This window comes from Shewanella morhuae, assembly GCF_900156405.1.
Taxonomy (GTDB): Bacteria; Pseudomonadota; Gammaproteobacteria; order Enterobacterales; family Shewanellaceae; genus Shewanella; species Shewanella morhuae.
Genome location: NZ_FTNN01000003.1, coordinates 114,345 through 130,380, shown reverse-complemented (window position 1 = coordinate 130,380; position 16,036 = coordinate 114,345). Strand labels below are relative to the sequence as shown.

Below are 16,036 nucleotides of genomic sequence, written 5' to 3'. Positions count from 1 at the left end.
GTGTAACGCTAATACGCGATTACTGGGCTCAGGATCACTTTGCTGGCTTATATGTTGATTCAATGCTCATGATAAAGCACGCGAACAGCTGCTTTGAAAATTTATCGGTGCATTCTGTGAACCCTGTACGGGTCCTATTCTAAATGTCTACGATTGATATGACCTCTTTATATTGGTTTTTCTTGCAAAAAAACGCTTCATTCAAGTTTGCTATACCATTCTTTATTGAGATTAAAATTATTTTATCCTTGGAGAGTATTTTCTCTGACGGGGTTAAGGCAGAATGAACCCGTCCGTAAAATTATTATGCAGGATATAACGGGATGACAATTAACGCATTATGGATACCCGCTTGGTATGAGCTTGATCCGTCGATCGTAGTGGGGATTGCTGAGGAGTTTGTTTTTCAGCAGGCTGCCGCAAACGAGGCGTTAAAGTTTTATAGCGGTAAAGAGGGCAGCGATGCCGTTAAGGCAACGGGGACGATCTCGGCTATTCATCACAATGTCTTGGGGGACATTGAGAGTGTCGATGCGCAGGGGCTCGATTATACGCTGGTGCTGCGAGATGGACGTCGCTTACTAGTGAATGCCGAGGAAAACCCTGGCTTGATTTATGAGTGGGTGGATGACAGTTGGCAGCCTTCTGATATGGTTATTACAGATTGGCAATTAACCGTAAAATTTGCGGCTTTATCACCATTAATGCCAATAAAGTAATTGAATATTTAAGTGCAGCTAACGCTCTGATATTGGCGTTGGCTGCACTTTTACTATTTCAGTCAGTTGTTGATAGTCTTGCTTAATCTGTGCGACATAGTTGTCATAAAAATCTAGCGCTGCAAACTCCTCTAAACAGAGCTGATAACGTCGTAGCTGCTCTGTTCTCTCCTCAATTGTCTCCCATTTTTCCACTAGCATAGCGTTTGATTCCATTCAAAACGTCAAAAATACAATTGATACATATGTTAACTTTTTTATTTTTGTTTAATTGTACTAAATTCTTATTTAGTTTGAATAAATTACAAGGCAGACCAATTTGTTTTTTAAATTCAATATAAACATATAGTTGCTATTTTAGTGCTGTGATATACCGCATGGTGTGTAATATTTTTCCTCATCTTATATGGGACAAATGCTTACACGCGTATGCAGCGACATTCTTATTCTATTTCTATCGTAACGATTGGATTGTACCCATACGTATTTTGTTTTAGATTGAGGGACTTTAATTCTCTGGCGTGGTGTTCCTTACCCTTGGAGTCATGTAATGGCGAATATTTTGTTAGTAGCCAATCTGAATTGTGATCGGATTTTACTACTTGATAAACCTTTAAAAACCGGTGGACGTTTCCATTACCAAGATGGTGGGCAACGACTCGGCGGCGGCGGTGCAAATACGGGATTAGGCTTAGTATGGGCCGGACATAGCGTTGCACTTGTTAGCCAAGTTGGTCGTGATGATATGGGAGATTGGCTGATTGCAGAGGCTAGTACTCAGGGCCTCGACTGCCGTTTAGTGCAGCGCCGCATGGGTAATACCTGCGAAATGCTGCTCGTGATGACACCCGATGGTGAGCGCACAATTATTCGACCACAAAGACCCGTATTTGAGTTGTCGGTACCACCAAAATGGCAACCATGGGATGCATTGTATTTTAATACTTCAGCCGAAGGTTCTGTTAGCTGGGCGAAAACAGCCCTAGAACATTGTCTTGTCGTGGCGCAACTAGCTAAGGACGATAGGCCAAGGCCTTGCCATATTTTATTGGCATCGGTGAGTGATATGCTGGGGCGTTGTGATGCCGCATCTTGGGAATATGGCGTGGGTATTGGTGGCAGCGCATTGCGTTATTTCGTGGTTACCGATGGCATCAATGGCGCTAAAGTGTATACCCAGGATAATGTACAACATGTTGCCGCAGTCCCTGCAAACGTCGTTGATACCACAGGCGCCGGTGATGCCTATGCGGCAGGACTTATCCATAGCCTATGTAGCGGTGAGTCGATTACTCAGGCTATGACCGAAGGCGCCGTGTGGGCTGCTTTTGCGGTAGCTACAGATAGCTCTGTTCCGGGAGATGCGCTGAAACAGTATTTAGCGAGCAAGGAAACGGCATCATAAATTTGTTGCGTTCTGTTTGAACCATTTTCTGCTATCAACATTTGCTGTGCCATACATGACTTATGCTTTGTTGTGCTTTGCCTATTTGTGAGTGCATATGTTTTACCTCGTTTCCCCAACGGGGCATTTTTTACTCAAAATAAAGTTATCCTATTCTTAAAATAGGTTATTGACTGAAATATTATGCGCTTATAGCGTAATCCTATTTAAGTTATTTCATATAAATCAATTTGCTTGGTTAAAAGAGAATCGTGCTGGATAGGCCATAGACAGGGAGTAGTAGATGTCAATATTGCTGATTAATAGGTTATCAGGATTGTACTTAGGGGCAGAGCTTGAAGTGATCGCCGGTGTAACTAGCGGTATTAATAGCAAGCAATCCGCCCAACAATTGTTAGTGCATAGTGGGCATGTTGAGGGTGATGTTCAGGCTGACCCTAAACACCACGGCGGGCTTGATCGGGTGCTGCATCATTTTCCCCGTGAGCATTATGGCCAGTATCGACGTTGGGACTTAATCACCCAGCTCGAAGATGCGCCCACTATGGGAGAAAATATCAGTACAGTAGGGCTTAACGAAACTCAGGTTAATATTGGCGATATCTTGCAAGTTGGCGCAGTAACAGTGCAGTTGACCCAGCCTCGCTCACCTTGTTTTAAGCTCAATTTGCAGTTTGGTCATAGAGAGTTCGCCCTCGCCATGCAGCAGAGCCAGTTATGCGGTTGGTTTTATCGCATACTCAGCCCTGGAGTAATCGGTATAAACGATAAAATTGAATTAGTTGAGCGTCGCACCGATATAAGTGTCGCAGAAGCGATGTCACTTTATTTTTCACCCACTTTTAATGCCGCTGCCTATGAACGTTTAGCTTGCTGCGAGGGTTTAGCGCAGAGTTGGGTTAATAGCTTGCAACGTCGTTTAGCGGCACAAACAGTAGAAGATTGGCAGATGCGTTTATACGGGCATAATGCTTAATAAGTAATGATATTTAACATGATAAAGTAGAGACGATTTCATGACAGAGCCTGTGACAAAAAGCGATAAGGATTTTGGTTTATTGGTGTATGCCTCAAGTTTTGTGGGCTATCTCGTACCTTTAGGATCGATACTTGGGCCATTAATTATCTGGTTAATGAAGCGCGAAGAATCGACATTTGTCGATCAATGTGGCCGTAGTTGCTTGAACTTTAAATTGAGCCTGCTGGTTTATGTGATCATCAGTGCTGTATTAGCGTTTGTCGGTATTGGTTTTATTTTTTTAGCCATACTGGGCATATTAGATTTGATATGTACTGTGTTGGCGATAATTAAGGCCAGTGAAGGTAAAGTATATAAATACCCACTGACGATTAAATTTATTTCAATGGATTAATAGCGTTATTACGTGAAGGGAAAACGCCTTAGATATTGCTATCTAAGGCGTTTTTTATGCAGCAAGAATAGGCAAGTGTTAGGTATTACACCTTAAACTTTGCCACTAGAGAATCCAAGCGATGAGACAGTTGATTCAAGGCTAAACTCGCTTGCGCTGCAGCTTGTGCTGTATCTGCCGTACGCTGAGTAATGTCGTTGATTTCAGTGACGTTACGGTTAATATCTTCAACAACGGTCGATTGCTCTTCTGTCGCGGCAGCAACTTGGATATTCATGTCACTAATCAGGCCAATTCTATCGCTAATACCAATCAAAGATTGGCTCGCTTCATCAACGGCAACTACACCTTCATGTGAGCGGGTGCGGCTTTGAGACATCGCATTTACAGCGCGGCTCGCTTCCGATTGCAGCTTGTCGATCATACCTTGCACTTCGTTGGTTGATGCTGCCGTTCGTGACGCTAAGTTACGTACTTCATCGGCAACAACGGCAAACCCGCGTCCTGCCTCACCCGCGCGCGCCGCTTCAATGGCTGCGTTGAGAGCGAGTAAGTTAGTTTGTTCAGAGATGGCACGGATCACATCTAAAATGCCTCCGATGGATTTAGTGTGCGTCGCGAGCGACTCGATCACTTCACCCACTTGGCCAACATCCTTTGATAATTGGTTAATGGTATCTCGAGCGCGTGTAACAACAGCCTGGCCACTACTGGCTTCTGTGTCGGCATCTCTAGCAGCTACTGCAGCTTGGGCAGCATTGCTAGCAATTTCGTTAACCGTTGCGCCCATTTCATTAATGGCAGTCACTACCATAACAGTGCGATCTTTCTGCTCGTTGCTGTCGTCCAGCGTTTGCTGCGCTTGGTTAGACACATCTTTAGCTGAAAAACCGAGCTGTTCGCTTGTTTCGGCAACTTCAATTACAGTCTCTTGGATTTTGCTGATGAAGCTATTAAATCCTTTTGCTAGTTGAGCTATTTCATCTTCACCATTAACGGGTAAGCGTTGGCGTAAGTCACCTTCGCCTTCACCGATATCACGGAACATTGCGGCAATTTGGGTGATAGGGCGGCTAACCGAGCCTGCAACTAATACGGCCAGTGCAATAAAGCCTGCAGCAATTAACAGTGTCCACATTAAAATTTGGTAGGCGGCGTCAGTTAGTAGTGCAAAGACTTCCGCCTTAGGCACTTGCGCAATCAGATACCAATCCATTGAAGCGATATAACTGCTGGCGACCAACATATCTTCGCCATTGATTGTGGTATTAATTAGGTTGAAATCACTGCGACTTAATAACGAACTTGAATTATCTCCTTTATACAGACTGTTTAAATTGCTCTTACCGATTTGGCTCGGATCGGGATGGAGTTTAACGTCTCCCTTAGCATCAACTAAATAGACAAAACCGGTCTTTTCAATTTTAAAGGAGTTAAGCAAACTCACCATATCATCGAGTGATTTCGCAAGCCCTACTAACCCGCGACCATTAGGCTGCTGATAGTTAATAAAAAGCTTAGCCTCGCCATTGGCCTCAGTAAATACGTTTAACATTCGCTCTTGACCGCTATCGCGATAACCAAAAAACCAATCGTCCTGCCCTGGGATGAGTACACGCAAAAAACCATCTTGAGTGTAGTAGGCCGCGGTTTGTTTATCGGCGTAGGAGGTTTGCACTAAGTTATATTGGCGAGAAATATCTTTCAGCTGGGCAACGACAATTGCCTCTTTATCCTGTGGTCGACCTTCTTCTAGCCATTGCAGTAACATACGGCTGTTTGCTAGTTGTTCTGCAGCATTCATTAAGGTTGAAATATCGAGATCGATCTTATTACGGATCTGCATCATCAAACTAGGCAGTTCCGAACCCAACATACGTTGCTGGACCACATTTTTAGCACTGCGCTGGCTTAATACGCCGACAAGTATGGTCGACAGCAGTACCGCAAATGTGACGGTAAGCAGAATTTTCTGCTTAATGGTGAGGTTATTAAATATCATAAATATCAATATGCCTTTGTTGGACTATTTTAAGTTATCGGTCGACGCACCGTGTACGATAATGATTATCGGACAATAATGTTAAAAGTTAACTTTAGTCTAGATTGATTGGCTAATAAAACAGCGTTAGCGAGGCTTATTTGGCCTAACCTGTTGCTCTTGCGGTAGATCTTATTATGTAGAGTATAGACTGAAATGCAGATGTGTTTAGAACGGACTCTTTTTTGTGCTGTGATTGTGGCTAATGTAGTGAGCAAGGGCAAGCTAAAATAGTCAATTATTTGTATTTTAGGTAAAAAAAAGGCGTCATTTAAGACGCCTTAGTTCACATATTTACAATAATTTACTACATATTAGGGTAGTTGGGGCCACCACCACCTTCGGGGGTTACCCAAGTAATATTTTGGCTTGGGTCCTTAATATCGCAGGTTTTACAGTGAATACAATTTTGTGCATTGATCACAAATTTGGGCTGACCCGCTTCTTCAACGATTTCATACACACCTGCAGGGCAATAGCGTTGTGCAGGTTCATTAAATTGGCTGAGGTTAATGCCTAGCGGAATACTGCTGTCTTTTAGGTGTAAATGGCAGGGCTGGTCTTCTTCATGGTAGGTGCTCGATAGATAAACTGAAGACAGTTTGTCAAAACTAAGCTTGCCATCTGGTTTCGGATAATCAATTTTGTTGTAACTGCTGACCGGCGCCATTTGTGCATAATCAGGCAGTTCATCACGCAATGTTATTGGGAATCTTCCACCAAACCAGTTTTGATCAATATAGTTGAAGGCGCCGCCTAAGTAAGTGCCAAACTTGTGCATAGCTGGGCCAAAATTACGCGATTTATATAATTCGTCATGCAGCCAACTTTCTTCTATATGGGTTTGGAAACAATCAAGATCTTTACCGCCTTCAACCCCCGCCATCATCGCTTTACCTAAGGTTTCAGCTGCTACAATACCGCTCTTCATCGCAGTGTGAGTACCTTTGATTTTTGCAAAGTTTAAGGTACCAGCATTACAACCTATGATAAGGCCTCCAGGGAAACTCATCTTAGGCAGTGAGTTTAAACCACCTTTAGTGATTGCGCGTGCGCCATAGCTAAGACGTTCGCCACCGGATAAATATTTGGCAATCACAGGGTGAGTTTTGTAACGCTGAAATTCATCAAAGGGGCTGAGATGCGGATTCTTATAATTCAAATCGATAATAAGCCCAACCGCAATTTGGTTGTCTTCCATATGGTAAAGGAAGCCGCCGCCAGATGACCCCTCGGTTAATGGCCAGCCTCCAGTATGAACCACTTTACCTAGCTCATGTTGTTCGGCTGGGACCTTCCAAATTTCTTTGAACCCTAAGCCATAATGTTGCGGTGTTTTACCATTATCTAAATGATATTTTTCGATCAGTTGTTTACCTAAGTGACCACGGCAACCTTCAGAAAAAACAGTGTATTTTGCATGTAACTCCATACCCGGCATATAACTGTCTTTCGGTTTGCCATCGGCGCCTATGCCCATATCGCCAATCAAAATACCTTTAACACTGTTATCGTCGTTAAACAGTAATTCACTCGCCGCAAACCCTGGGAATATTTCAACGCCTAGCTCTTCTGCACGGCCTGCAAGCCAGCGAGACAGGTTGCCAACACTGATAATAAAATTACCCTCGTTGTGCATCGTTTTTGGTACAAAAGCATTAGGCATGACTCGGCCATCGGTGGCAGAGTTCAATAAATAGATTTCGTCTTGGGTGACTGCGGTGTTTACTGGGGCATCTTTTTCGCGCCAGTCGCTAAATAGCTCACTAAGCACTTTGGGTTCGAACACTGCGCCAGACAGGATATGCGCACCCACTTCGGAGCCTTTTTCAACCACACAGACGGTAATTTCTTTACCTGAATCCTGTGAAATTTGCATTAATCGACACGCAGTTGCTAAGCCCGCTGGACCTGCACCTACGATCACAACATCGAATTCCATTGATTCGCGTTCCATCAGTTCACCTCTTCCTTTACGTTTCCCCGATTTCTATCGAGTGTTGTCGTTTGTAAACGGGCGTTTTATTGTTTGTACCACCTTACCTTAAAATAAGATAAGGTCACAGTGGATTAAGCCAATGTTGAGCCTACTTGAGTACAAATCTTTAGGTGAGGGCTGTCACAGATTATTAACGCGAGTAAAGTTTTGGTAAATAAATACCTGTTTAGGGGTATAGCTAGTGAGTACTTTCGGCCTATAATCAGCGGCGACGGTTCTCCGAGCTTGCCTGCCTAAGTTGAAAAATATGGCGGTGTAGCCGTGGTAATAATGCCACCGGGGCGGGATAAGAAATGCTCTCGCCTCCCACACTTGGAAAGGTGATCATGTCTCAATTACAAGACAGCTTTGGTCGAAAATTTCACTATTTACGCATGTCAGTCACTGACGTTTGTAACTTCAAATGCAGCTATTGCCTCCCCGACGGTTATCATCCAGATGGTAAGCCGCAATTTTTATCTCTCAATGAGATAGAAAATCTCGTTTCTGCATTCGGTCAAGTTGGTACCCAAAAAATTCGTATTACCGGTGGTGAACCTACCCTACGTAAAGACTTCACCGATATTATTCGTGTGGTAGCTGACAACCCTCATATTAAAAATATTGCTACCACGACTAACGGTTATCGCCTCGAAAAACATGCCCAAGAATGGTTTGATGCGGGTCTGCGTCGTATCAATGTTTCTGTGGACAGTTTAGATCCTAAAATGTTTTATCAGATCACCGGCGAAAATAAATTCGACGAAGTAATGCGGGGCATTGATGCCGCTCTGACGGCGGGTTTTGAGCGAGTAAAAATTAACGCTGTACTGCTTAAAGGCTTAAATGATAAAGATTTACCACGTTTTTTGCAGTGGATTAAAAATACGCCTATCGATTTACGTTTTATCGAGTTGATGGAAACGGGTCTTGGCCGTGAGTATTTTGAAGCCCACCATTTAGCGGGAGCAGATATCAAAGCTCAGTTACTGGCAGATGGTTGGCATTTAGATACGCCAAGCGCCGATGATGGTCCTGCGCAAAATTTTAGTCGCAGCGACTATAAGGGGCGTATTGGGTTGATCATGCCCTATGCCAATAATTTCTGTGCGACTTGTAATCGTCTGCGAGTCTCGGCTAAGGGCAAGTTACATTTATGCCTCTTTACCGAATCGGGTGTCGATTTACGTGATTTGTTGCAGCATTCCAGTCAACAAGCTGAATTGATCGAGCGTTTGCACGGTCAATTAGCCCAGAAGAAAGAAACCCACTACTTGCATCAAGGCATCACGGGTGTGACTCAGCATCTCGCCTCTATTGGCGGTTAGATAGAGCGATATTCGCACTCTTATCACCATCGATTGAGTGTGTGCATCGGCTAATTTTTCTTGCACTTTGTTTTACCCCACATTAAAGGATCGCTCCAATGAGCAATGTATTTACTCATATCAATGCCGATGGCAATGCCCATATGGTTGATGTAACCGAAAAAGCGGTCACCGAGCGTGAAGCCCGTGCTGAAGCCTTTATTGAGATGGCAAGCACTACCCTAGAAATGATTATGAGCGGTAGTCACCATAAGGGTGATGTGTTTGCGACCGCGCGTATTGCGGGTATCCAAGCTGCTAAAAAAACCTCAGATCTTATTCCTCTATGTCATCCACTCATGTTGACTAAGGTTGAGGTTGATTTAGAAGCGCAGCCTGAACATAACCGCGTGCGCATTACTAGCCTATGCAAATTATCCGGTAAAACCGGCGTAGAAATGGAAGCCTTAACTGCGGCCTCTGTGGCGGCGTTAACTATCTACGATATGTGCAAAGCGGTGCAAAAAGACATGGTTATTTCCCAAGTGCGCTTACTGGAAAAACGTGGCGGAAAATCTGGGCATTTTAAGGTTTAGCGGATCAAAAACGAGAGAAAATTATGATTAACGTGTTGTTTTTTGCTCAAGTTCGAGAATTATTGGGCACGGCCAAGTTAAGTGTCGATGCGAGTGAGCAAACGCAAACCGCCGAAGCACTTCGCGCAATGCTAGCGACTACCGATGAAAAATGGGCAAAAGTATTAACGTCAGACAAATTGCTGGTGGCAGTAAACCAGACCATGAGCCAGTGGGATGCACCTATTAAAGATGGTGATGAAGTTGCGTTCTTTCCACCCGTCACCGGAGGTTAATATGCGTTTATTATCCGCTGTGCGAGTGCAAGAGGTCGACTTTAATGTGCCTGATGAATATCAACAATTAATCCAAGACGATAGTGATGGAGCCGTGGTGACTTTTGTCGGTAAAGTGCGTGATTTTAATGATGGCACCGCCGTGACCGACTTAACCTTAGAGCATTATCCAGGTATGACAGAAGCCATACTCGAACAGATTGTTGTTGAAGCGCGTAGTCGTTGGCCCGTTAATAAAGTGACCGTTATCCATCGCGTTGGCACAATGGCATTAGGTGAACAAATCGTATTTATTGGCGTAACGAGTGCCCATCGTAAAGCCGCTTTTGCTGCCTGTGAGTTCTTAATCGACTTTTTAAAAACCAAAGCGCCATTCTGGAAATTAGAAGCTGGCGCTCAAGGCCAAAGTTGGGTTGAGGCGAAAGATGCCGATGAACAAGCTGCTAAGCTGTGGCAGCACAAAGACTCGTTGTAATCAGTCGCCACGTGCTGGCTCAACGTGAACGTGGCCTAGGTGATCCCATGCAGAGTTTAACCCGTTTGTTCCACGCCCTTGGCTTTACATTATTGCTTGGCTTGGCGATGGTGCCATTAGCGAGTCAGGCCGCGGATAACGCGCCTATTCCTGCAATTGCAGCCGCTGCTAATATTAAGTTTGCGCTAGATGATATCGTTAAAAACTTCACTGCAGAAACAGGCCTTAAAGTACGGGTATCCTATGGTTCATCGGGTAACTTCGTTGCGCAAATTCAGCATGGTGCCCCGTTCGAGATGCTGCTTAGCGCTGATGAGCGTTATATTACCGAGCTGAATAAAGTCGGTTTTACCCAAGACGAGGGAGTGATGTACGCCATTGGCCGTTTAGCGTTAGTTGCGCCAAAAAAGTCCCCCCTTACATTAGATATTGAACTTAATGGGCTAAAAACATTACTGGCATCGGGCAAGATTGAGCGTTTTGTAATTGCTAACCCCGATCACGCACCCTATGGTGAAAGCGCCCGTGAGTTATTGAAAAAGTTCGGTTTATGGGATGATCTGCAAACCAAGTTGATTTTAGGTGAAAATGCCGCTCAAGCGGCACAATTTGCGGTGAGTGGCTCAACTCAGGGCGGAATTATTCCGTTGTCATTGGCAATGGCACCGCAGTTTCAAGCATTAGGTCACTACGTGGCGTTACCTGCAAAGTACCATACTCCGCTTTACCAGCGTATGGCACTTATGCCTAAAGCGAGCTCAACCGCTGAACGTTTTTATCAATATCTGCAATCTGATGCTGCCCGTAGCGTATTCACTCAATATGGTTTTGGCTTACCTAACCGTTAAGGATTTAAATGGATTGGCAGGCGCTGTGGTTATCGGTAAAGCTCAGTAGTATTACAGTATTAGTGCTGATCCCTCTGGCAATACTCGCAGGCCGAGCATTAGCCTATCGCCAGTTTGTCGGTAAATCTTGGGTTGAGGCACTGATTATGGTGCCCTTAGTGTTACCGCCTACCGTGATTGGTTATTATTTATTAGTTGGGCTTGGTAGCCAAAGCTGGTTAGGACAGTGGATTGAGCAACTGTTCGGCCAGCAGTTAGTGTTTCATTTTTCTGGGCTTGTTTTAGCTTCCGTCATCGTCAACATTCCCTTTGCAGTACAACCAATACAGCGCGCTTTTGAAGCAGTGCCTAATGATGTTCGTGATGCTGCTGCCTGTTGCGGTATGAGCCGGCTTAAAATTCTGTTTAAGATTGAATTGCCTATGGTGTGGCCAGGCGTATTGACCGCACTGGTGTTATGTTTTTCCCACGTGTTAGGTGAGTTTGGTGTTGTGCTCATGATGGGCGGTAATATTGCTGGCGAAACTAAGACGATTTCGATTGCTATCTACGACAGTGTGCAGGCCTTTGATTTTAATGCCGCAGGTATTATGTCATTAGTATTATTGCTATTTGCCGTGACGGCGTTAGCGCTGACCACCAGTTTATCGCGACGTTTAGGAGGTCAGCATGGCGCAAATCATCGCTGATCTGCATTGCCAGATCCATAATCATAAGCACATCAAACTCAAAGCTGATTTTCGCTGCAAAGCAGGTGAAGTGCTAGCTGTGGTTGGCCCTTCTGGTGGCGGTAAAACAACGCTGTTGAGGATGATTGCTGGATTAAATCATCCCGATGCGGGGCAGATTAATTTTGGTGTAAAGCCTTGGTTTGATAGTGAAGCACGTATTGCCTTGAGTCCGCAGCAACGCCATATTGGTTATATGCCACAGCATTTTGGCTTATTTCCTAATCTTACTGTCTTAGAAAATGTGGTCGCAGGGCTTGATCATATCCCCAAGGCTGCGCGCATTGTGCGCGCTAAAGATTGGCTCGAACGCGTAAATTTGCACGGCTTACCCGATAGATTACCGGCGCAACTATCCGGTGGGCAGCGGCAACGAGTTGCTTTAGCACGAGCATTAGCCCGCGAGCCTTCTGTTTTGCTATTAGATGAACCCTTTTCGGCGGTAGACAGGGAAACTCGGGAGCGTTTGTATCTTGAGCTAGCTCGCCTCAAAGAGCAGTTATTATGCCCAGTTATCATGGTTACCCATGACTTAAATGAAGCTTTGTTGTTGGCCGATTCGATGATTTTGATTAGCCAAGGGCAAATGCTACAACAAGGTGCGCCCTTTGAGGTGCTGTCGCGGCCGCGTAACGAGACCGTTGCAAGGCAAATGGGGCTGAGAAATATTTTTGATGGTGAAGTGGTTTTCCAAGACGATACTAAAAATTTAACTTGGCTTAAATTCGGTGAGCAGCTCATAGCCTGTGATTATGGTAAAAATCTTCTTGTTGGTTCGCGTGTTCGTTGGGCTATTCCTAATCAAGGTATCCGCTTTAATTCTATATCAAACAAACGTTTATGCCGCAGCTTTAATAAACTAGATGTCACTATCGACACTATGTTGGTGATGGGCGAATCAGTACGGCTTATCTGCTATGTCACCGGGACTCAGTTACAACTTAACACCGAAGTCTCGCTGCACTTTGCGCAAAAGCTAGCGCTAACGAAGGGAATGCAAACTACAGTGGCGCTGAAATCAGAGCAAATTCATATTTTGGAATAGCGTGATATCCAAATCTAATGACGTTTTTTACCCAGTAATCCAATCCAAAATGTACCTTCTAACAGCATGCCTAATAGTATGAATGTCACGGCGCTTGTGACGCTGCCGTATGCATAGGCGCTTAATGCTGCGATTAGTAATAAACTTAAGCTTACCCATCGTGTGGCTGGTTTCATATTCGTTCCGATTCAAAAATTCCGTGACTTAGCCTAGCAGAGGGCGATTTATTTGCCAATCCCACTTTTTAACGACAGCGATACAATAAAATAACAGCCTAAACTCAATCACTTGATTCTAAATGGCTAAATAGAGGAGATTTGTGGGAAACTTCGTCCTTTAAAAACTAGATGATCAAAGCTTAATCTTGTTTCCATCGGTGTTTCAGCTGGCATTAGGTAGACTTAACGCATTAGCCACAACATGATTGCTATTAGGCTTGGGAGTTGGCCGCTGAGTCGATATAACAATGCCATTGTTTAGCTATTTTATGGTCAAATTTAAGTTGAAATAGTCGTAAAGTGACTTTATATCCAGTAACACATGATTGCGTGGGCTAGCTAGAGGCTGAATGCAGCAATAATAGGCTCCATCGACTTCTAGTAGCTTGTCCCATAAGATACAACTTAGCTGATTTATATGGAGGAGCCATGAGACTATGGTTGCTAGGATTCATGTTGGTATCTGGCGTCGCAACCGCGGCTCAGAGCATGTATTCGATGTTTGCGGGTGGAGACTATGTACCGCCGCTGAGCGTTATGCAGCAGATCGAAAAAGGGTTCTCTGGCGTGATTGCCGAGTTTGAGATGGAAACGCAAGAGGGCGAGTTAGTCTACCAATTTGAGCTGATTAACCCTTTAGCTAATTCTATTACTCGGTTTGAATATCGTGCCCGCGATGGCAAGTTGCTGAAACAAAAGGCGAGAAAAGTCAGTGCTGATGATCTCGGTGAGGTTGAAGCCGCACGTTTGATTGCGGCAAAAGAGCAAACATTTTCGGGTTTAATCACAAAAGCGATTAAAGAAAAGAATGCCTTTTTGACCGAGGCAAAATTAGATCACGATTTAGGTATCAGTTACTTAGAGCTTAAATTGCTCGATGATACAGGCAAGTTGAAATTGGCTTTTGATGTTGAGAATTTACGGCCATTACCCCTACTACAATGGGATTAACCCACCTAAATTAATCGCGTGCTATAGCCTGTCTTTAACATTGAGGAGCGCAACATACAGATGAAAATACTTTTAGTAGAAGATGATGCGACGACGATTGATTATATCGTCAAAGGATTTCTTGAGCAGGGCCATAATATCGAAACTGCCAGTGACGGCCATCAAGGTCTATCACTGGCGACCAGCAGTCAGTACGGTTTAATGATCCTTGACCGCATGCTACCCCAGCTCGATGGCCTAAAATTACTCGCCGCTCTAAGGGCTACGGGTAACCAAACTCCAGTGCTAATTTTATCGGCTTTAGCGCATGTCGATGAACGGGTGAAAGGCCTGCGTGCAGGTGGCGATGACTATATGACTAAGCCATTTGCGTTCTCGGAGTTATTAGTGCGCGCTGAAAAACTGATGCACCGTGGTCAATCTGTGCCAGTGATTACTGATCTAATGGTCGGCAGTTTAAAGATGGAGTTACTGACCCGTAATGTGACGTTAGATGGGCAAGAGCTGATGTTGCAACCCAAAGAATTTCAGTTACTTAAGTTTTTGATGGAACATGCAAATCAAGTGATCAGTCGCACTTTGTTATTTGAAGCCGTGTGGGATTATCATTTTGATCCACGCACCAACGTTATCGACGTACATATTGCCAAATTACGCCGTAAATTCGAAGAGTTAGGCCATGGTGAATTGATTGAAACCGTGAGAGGGGCGGGTTATCGCTTACGACAAAGGCATTAAGCCTTACCAGAGTAGCGCTTGGCGCATCACCATTATCTTTTCTACCTTAGTGGTTGTGATCATCGGGGCGTTGTTATTTGCTCTTTATCGACAGTTGATTATTGAGCAACAATACCAAGTAACGCAGTCGTTAGAGTCAGAAACTCAGCGTTATCAACAGCTTGCTATAACTGTTGATCGTCGCAGTTTTGCCGCTCAAATTCGTGCAGCCGATCCTCAAACCGCCCTAATCGCTTGGCGTGATAGCTACGATATGGTCGGTGCCTTAAGTTTTATGCCCGAAGATATGCCTATGTTGCCGCAAACGCGGGACTTCCCCATTTTGACCGGTGGACCAGACAAACTGCATATTCTTACTGGTGGTCTAGTGATGACTCGTTACGGTCCAGTATTAATCGCGACTCGTACCGACAACTTAGCGACCTTAATTGATAAATTTATCAGCGCCGCAGCAACGGCGGTCATGCTTACCATAGTGCTGACTTTAGCGCTTGGCTATTTGTTTTCTAAGGCTATTTTACGTCGATTAGTACAATACAACCGTTTAAGTGAGCAGATTGAGCGCGGCCATTATGATACGCGTTTGCCCTTGAGTTGGCGTCAGGATGAGTTTGATATGCTGGCGCTGCAATTTAATAAGGTGCTCGATATCCTCGAAAATAACCTGATGGCAGTACGCGGCGCGACCGACAACATTGCCCACGATTTACGCACTCCACTTTCTCATATTCGTATTGGTCTTGAAGAATTAGCGAGCAAACCCAGTGATGAGATTAGCGAGGGTTGTGCCATTTTGACCGAGGAACTTGATCATTGTTTGGCGACATTTGATGCCATGTTGTCGCTCACTCGTATCGAAGAAGGCCAACAGACACTCGATTTACAGGAGTTGAGCCTAGCGCAACTTTGTACCGACTTATTGGATATGGCTGATGCCGTGGCTGAGTCCAATGAGCAAACCTTAAGCTTGTCGTTATTGTCTGACTATAAAGTATTTGGTGATAAGTATTTATTATTCCAAGCGTTATATAACCTTGTTGATAATGCGATGAAGTATTCAGGCCAAGGTGCACGCATAGAGATAGTTCAGTCTGGCCCGCAAGTTCAGATCCGCGATAATGGTCCAGGTATTCCCGACGACAGTAAAGAAAGAGTGTTCGAGCGTTTAGTACGCCTCGATCCTAGCCGGCATTTACAGGGTACAGGATTAGGATTATCTATGGTCAAAGCGATTATCTCACGGCACAATGCCAAAATTACTCTCACGGATAATCATCCTGGCTTAGTCGTTACTATTAACTTTTAAGCGGATATGCCACTTTTTAAGCGCCGAGCAACC

Annotated in this window: 18 protein-coding genes and 1 riboswitch; of the genes, 14 read left to right on the top strand and 4 right to left on the bottom strand. The window is 44.5% G+C overall.

All coding sequences use genetic code 11. The annotated features are described in order from the left end of the window. Positions 1–323 precede the first annotated feature (323 nt). Entirely contained in the window at positions 324–719 is a 396-nt protein-coding gene (locus BW947_RS04825; protein ID WP_076497192.1) for a hypothetical protein, read from the top strand. Positions 720–737: 18 nt separating this feature from the next. Here BW947_RS04825 and BW947_RS04820 read toward each other — a convergent pair whose 3' ends face one another. Beyond that, positions 738–920, bottom strand: coding sequence for a hypothetical protein (locus tag BW947_RS04820; RefSeq protein ID WP_076497191.1), 183 nt, complete (start codon positions 918–920; stop codon positions 738–740). Positions 921–1,269: 349 nt separating this feature from the next. Between BW947_RS04820 and BW947_RS04815 the strand changes: the two genes are divergently transcribed. The 3 genes from BW947_RS04815 to BW947_RS04805 all read left to right on the top strand — a co-directional run bounded on the left by BW947_RS04815 (position 1,270) and on the right by BW947_RS04805 (position 3,497). Then, positions 1,270–2,124, top strand: coding sequence for a PfkB family carbohydrate kinase (locus BW947_RS04815; RefSeq protein WP_076497190.1), 855 nt, complete (start codon positions 1,270–1,272; stop codon positions 2,122–2,124). 283 nt (positions 2,125–2,407) lie between these two features. Then, positions 2,408–3,100, top strand: a complete 693-nt coding sequence (locus BW947_RS04810) for an MOSC domain-containing protein (RefSeq protein ID WP_076497189.1) — start codon at positions 2,408–2,410, stop codon at positions 3,098–3,100. 40 nt (positions 3,101–3,140) lie between these two features. Beyond that, entirely contained in the window at positions 3,141–3,497 is a 357-nt protein-coding gene (locus BW947_RS04805; protein ID WP_076497188.1) for a DUF4870 domain-containing protein, read from the top strand. An 85-nt stretch (positions 3,498–3,582) separates the two neighbouring features. Here the strand turns inward: BW947_RS04805 and BW947_RS04800 are convergent, their stop codons facing one another. Then, positions 3,583–5,499 (bottom strand): methyl-accepting chemotaxis protein, encoded by a 1,917-nt coding sequence (locus BW947_RS04800; protein ID WP_076497187.1) that lies wholly within the window; start codon positions 5,497–5,499, stop codon positions 3,583–3,585. Positions 5,500–5,845: 346 nt separating this feature from the next. Next, positions 5,846–7,495 carry an electron transfer flavoprotein-ubiquinone oxidoreductase gene (locus BW947_RS04795; protein WP_076497186.1) on the bottom strand — a complete coding sequence of 550 codons (1,650 nt, stop codon included), beginning with the start codon at positions 7,493–7,495 and terminating at the stop codon, positions 5,846–5,848. Between the two features lie 247 nt (positions 7,496–7,742). Next, positions 7,743–7,876, top strand: a riboswitch (molybdenum cofactor riboswitch). On the opposite strand from BW947_RS04795, the gene moaA reads away from it, so the two are divergent. The 7 genes from moaA to BW947_RS04760 all read left to right on the top strand — a co-directional run bounded on the left by moaA (position 7,864) and on the right by BW947_RS04760 (position 12,790). Continuing rightward, the gene (moaA, locus tag BW947_RS04790; RefSeq protein ID WP_076497185.1) at positions 7,864–8,844 is read left to right on the top strand and encodes a GTP 3',8-cyclase MoaA; all 981 of its coding nucleotides are present in this window, start codon (positions 7,864–7,866) and stop codon (positions 8,842–8,844) included. It overlaps the preceding riboswitch by 13 nt. 98 nt (positions 8,845–8,942) lie before the next feature. Next, on the top strand, positions 8,943–9,419 hold the full coding sequence (moaC, locus tag BW947_RS04785) for a cyclic pyranopterin monophosphate synthase MoaC (protein WP_006079755.1): 477 nt from the start codon (positions 8,943–8,945) through the stop codon (positions 9,417–9,419). A 23-nt stretch (positions 9,420–9,442) separates the two neighbouring features. Then, the gene (moaD, locus tag BW947_RS04780) at positions 9,443–9,694 is read left to right on the top strand and encodes a molybdopterin synthase sulfur carrier subunit (protein WP_076497184.1); all 252 of its coding nucleotides are present in this window, start codon (positions 9,443–9,445) and stop codon (positions 9,692–9,694) included. A gap of 1 nt (position 9,695) precedes the next feature. Continuing rightward, positions 9,696–10,169 carry a molybdopterin synthase catalytic subunit MoaE gene (gene moaE / locus BW947_RS04775; protein WP_076497183.1) on the top strand — a complete coding sequence of 158 codons (474 nt, stop codon included), beginning with the start codon at positions 9,696–9,698 and terminating at the stop codon, positions 10,167–10,169. A 47-nt stretch (positions 10,170–10,216) separates the two neighbouring features. Continuing rightward, a complete protein-coding gene (gene modA / locus BW947_RS04770; protein ID WP_076497493.1) occupies positions 10,217–11,017 on the top strand; it encodes a molybdate ABC transporter substrate-binding protein in 801 nt (266 codons plus the stop codon). An 8-nt stretch (positions 11,018–11,025) separates the two neighbouring features. Further along, entirely contained in the window at positions 11,026–11,706 is a 681-nt protein-coding gene (modB, locus tag BW947_RS04765; protein ID WP_076497182.1) for a molybdate ABC transporter permease subunit, read from the top strand. Then, positions 11,687–12,790 carry an ABC transporter ATP-binding protein gene (locus BW947_RS04760; protein ID WP_076497181.1) on the top strand — a complete coding sequence of 368 codons (1,104 nt, stop codon included), beginning with the start codon at positions 11,687–11,689 and terminating at the stop codon, positions 12,788–12,790. Before modB ends, BW947_RS04760 begins: the two co-directional genes overlap by 20 nt. 14 nt (positions 12,791–12,804) lie before the next feature. Here the strand turns inward: BW947_RS04760 and BW947_RS18530 are convergent, their stop codons facing one another. Then, positions 12,805–12,966, bottom strand: a complete 162-nt coding sequence (locus tag BW947_RS18530; RefSeq protein WP_143562201.1) for a hypothetical protein — start codon at positions 12,964–12,966, stop codon at positions 12,805–12,807. Positions 12,967–13,437: 471 nt separating this feature from the next. On the opposite strand from BW947_RS18530, the gene BW947_RS04755 reads away from it, so the two are divergent. Genes BW947_RS04755 through BW947_RS04745 form a run of 3 tightly spaced genes read left to right on the top strand, consistent with a single transcriptional unit; the run spans position 13,438 to position 16,003 of the window. Beyond that, on the top strand, positions 13,438–13,959 hold the full coding sequence (locus BW947_RS04755) for a PepSY domain-containing protein (protein ID WP_076497180.1): 522 nt from the start codon (positions 13,438–13,440) through the stop codon (positions 13,957–13,959). A gap of 60 nt (positions 13,960–14,019) precedes the next feature. Continuing rightward, positions 14,020–14,697 carry a response regulator transcription factor gene (locus BW947_RS04750; RefSeq protein WP_076497179.1) on the top strand — a complete coding sequence of 226 codons (678 nt, stop codon included), beginning with the start codon at positions 14,020–14,022 and terminating at the stop codon, positions 14,695–14,697. A gap of 49 nt (positions 14,698–14,746) precedes the next feature. Continuing rightward, positions 14,747–16,003 carry a sensor histidine kinase gene (locus tag BW947_RS04745; RefSeq protein ID WP_076497178.1) on the top strand — a complete coding sequence of 419 codons (1,257 nt, stop codon included), beginning with the start codon at positions 14,747–14,749 and terminating at the stop codon, positions 16,001–16,003. Positions 16,004–16,036 lie beyond the last annotated feature (33 nt).

Excerpts from the sequence above, each read along its gene's own strand:
- BW947_RS04825 (WP_076497192.1), top strand. The coding sequence starts at position 324 with ATGACAATTAACGCATTATGGATACCCGCTTGGTATGAGCTTGATCCG.
- BW947_RS04820 (WP_076497191.1), bottom strand. The coding sequence starts at position 920 with ATGCTAGTGGAAAAATGGGAGACAATTGAGGAGAGAACAGAGCAGCTA.
- BW947_RS04815 (WP_076497190.1), top strand. The coding sequence starts at position 1,270 with ATGGCGAATATTTTGTTAGTAGCCAATCTGAATTGTGATCGGATTTTA.
- BW947_RS04810 (WP_076497189.1), top strand. The coding sequence starts at position 2,408 with ATGTCAATATTGCTGATTAATAGGTTATCAGGATTGTACTTAGGGGCA.
- BW947_RS04805 (WP_076497188.1), top strand. The coding sequence starts at position 3,141 with ATGACAGAGCCTGTGACAAAAAGCGATAAGGATTTTGGTTTATTGGTG.
- BW947_RS04800 (WP_076497187.1), bottom strand. The coding sequence starts at position 5,499 with ATGATATTTAATAACCTCACCATTAAGCAGAAAATTCTGCTTACCGTC.
- BW947_RS04795 (WP_076497186.1), bottom strand. The coding sequence starts at position 7,495 with ATGGAACGCGAATCAATGGAATTCGATGTTGTGATCGTAGGTGCAGGT.
- moaA (WP_076497185.1), top strand. The coding sequence starts at position 7,864 with ATGTCTCAATTACAAGACAGCTTTGGTCGAAAATTTCACTATTTACGC.
- moaC (WP_006079755.1), top strand. The coding sequence starts at position 8,943 with ATGAGCAATGTATTTACTCATATCAATGCCGATGGCAATGCCCATATG.
- moaD (WP_076497184.1), top strand. The coding sequence starts at position 9,443 with ATGATTAACGTGTTGTTTTTTGCTCAAGTTCGAGAATTATTGGGCACG.
- moaE (WP_076497183.1), top strand. The coding sequence starts at position 9,696 with ATGCGTTTATTATCCGCTGTGCGAGTGCAAGAGGTCGACTTTAATGTG.
- modA (WP_076497493.1), top strand. The coding sequence starts at position 10,217 with ATGCAGAGTTTAACCCGTTTGTTCCACGCCCTTGGCTTTACATTATTG.
- modB (WP_076497182.1), top strand. The coding sequence starts at position 11,026 with ATGGATTGGCAGGCGCTGTGGTTATCGGTAAAGCTCAGTAGTATTACA.
- BW947_RS04760 (WP_076497181.1), top strand. The coding sequence starts at position 11,687 with ATGGCGCAAATCATCGCTGATCTGCATTGCCAGATCCATAATCATAAG.
- BW947_RS18530 (WP_143562201.1), bottom strand. The coding sequence starts at position 12,966 with ATGAAACCAGCCACACGATGGGTAAGCTTAAGTTTATTACTAATCGCA.
- BW947_RS04755 (WP_076497180.1), top strand. The coding sequence starts at position 13,438 with ATGAGACTATGGTTGCTAGGATTCATGTTGGTATCTGGCGTCGCAACC.
- BW947_RS04750 (WP_076497179.1), top strand. The coding sequence starts at position 14,020 with ATGAAAATACTTTTAGTAGAAGATGATGCGACGACGATTGATTATATC.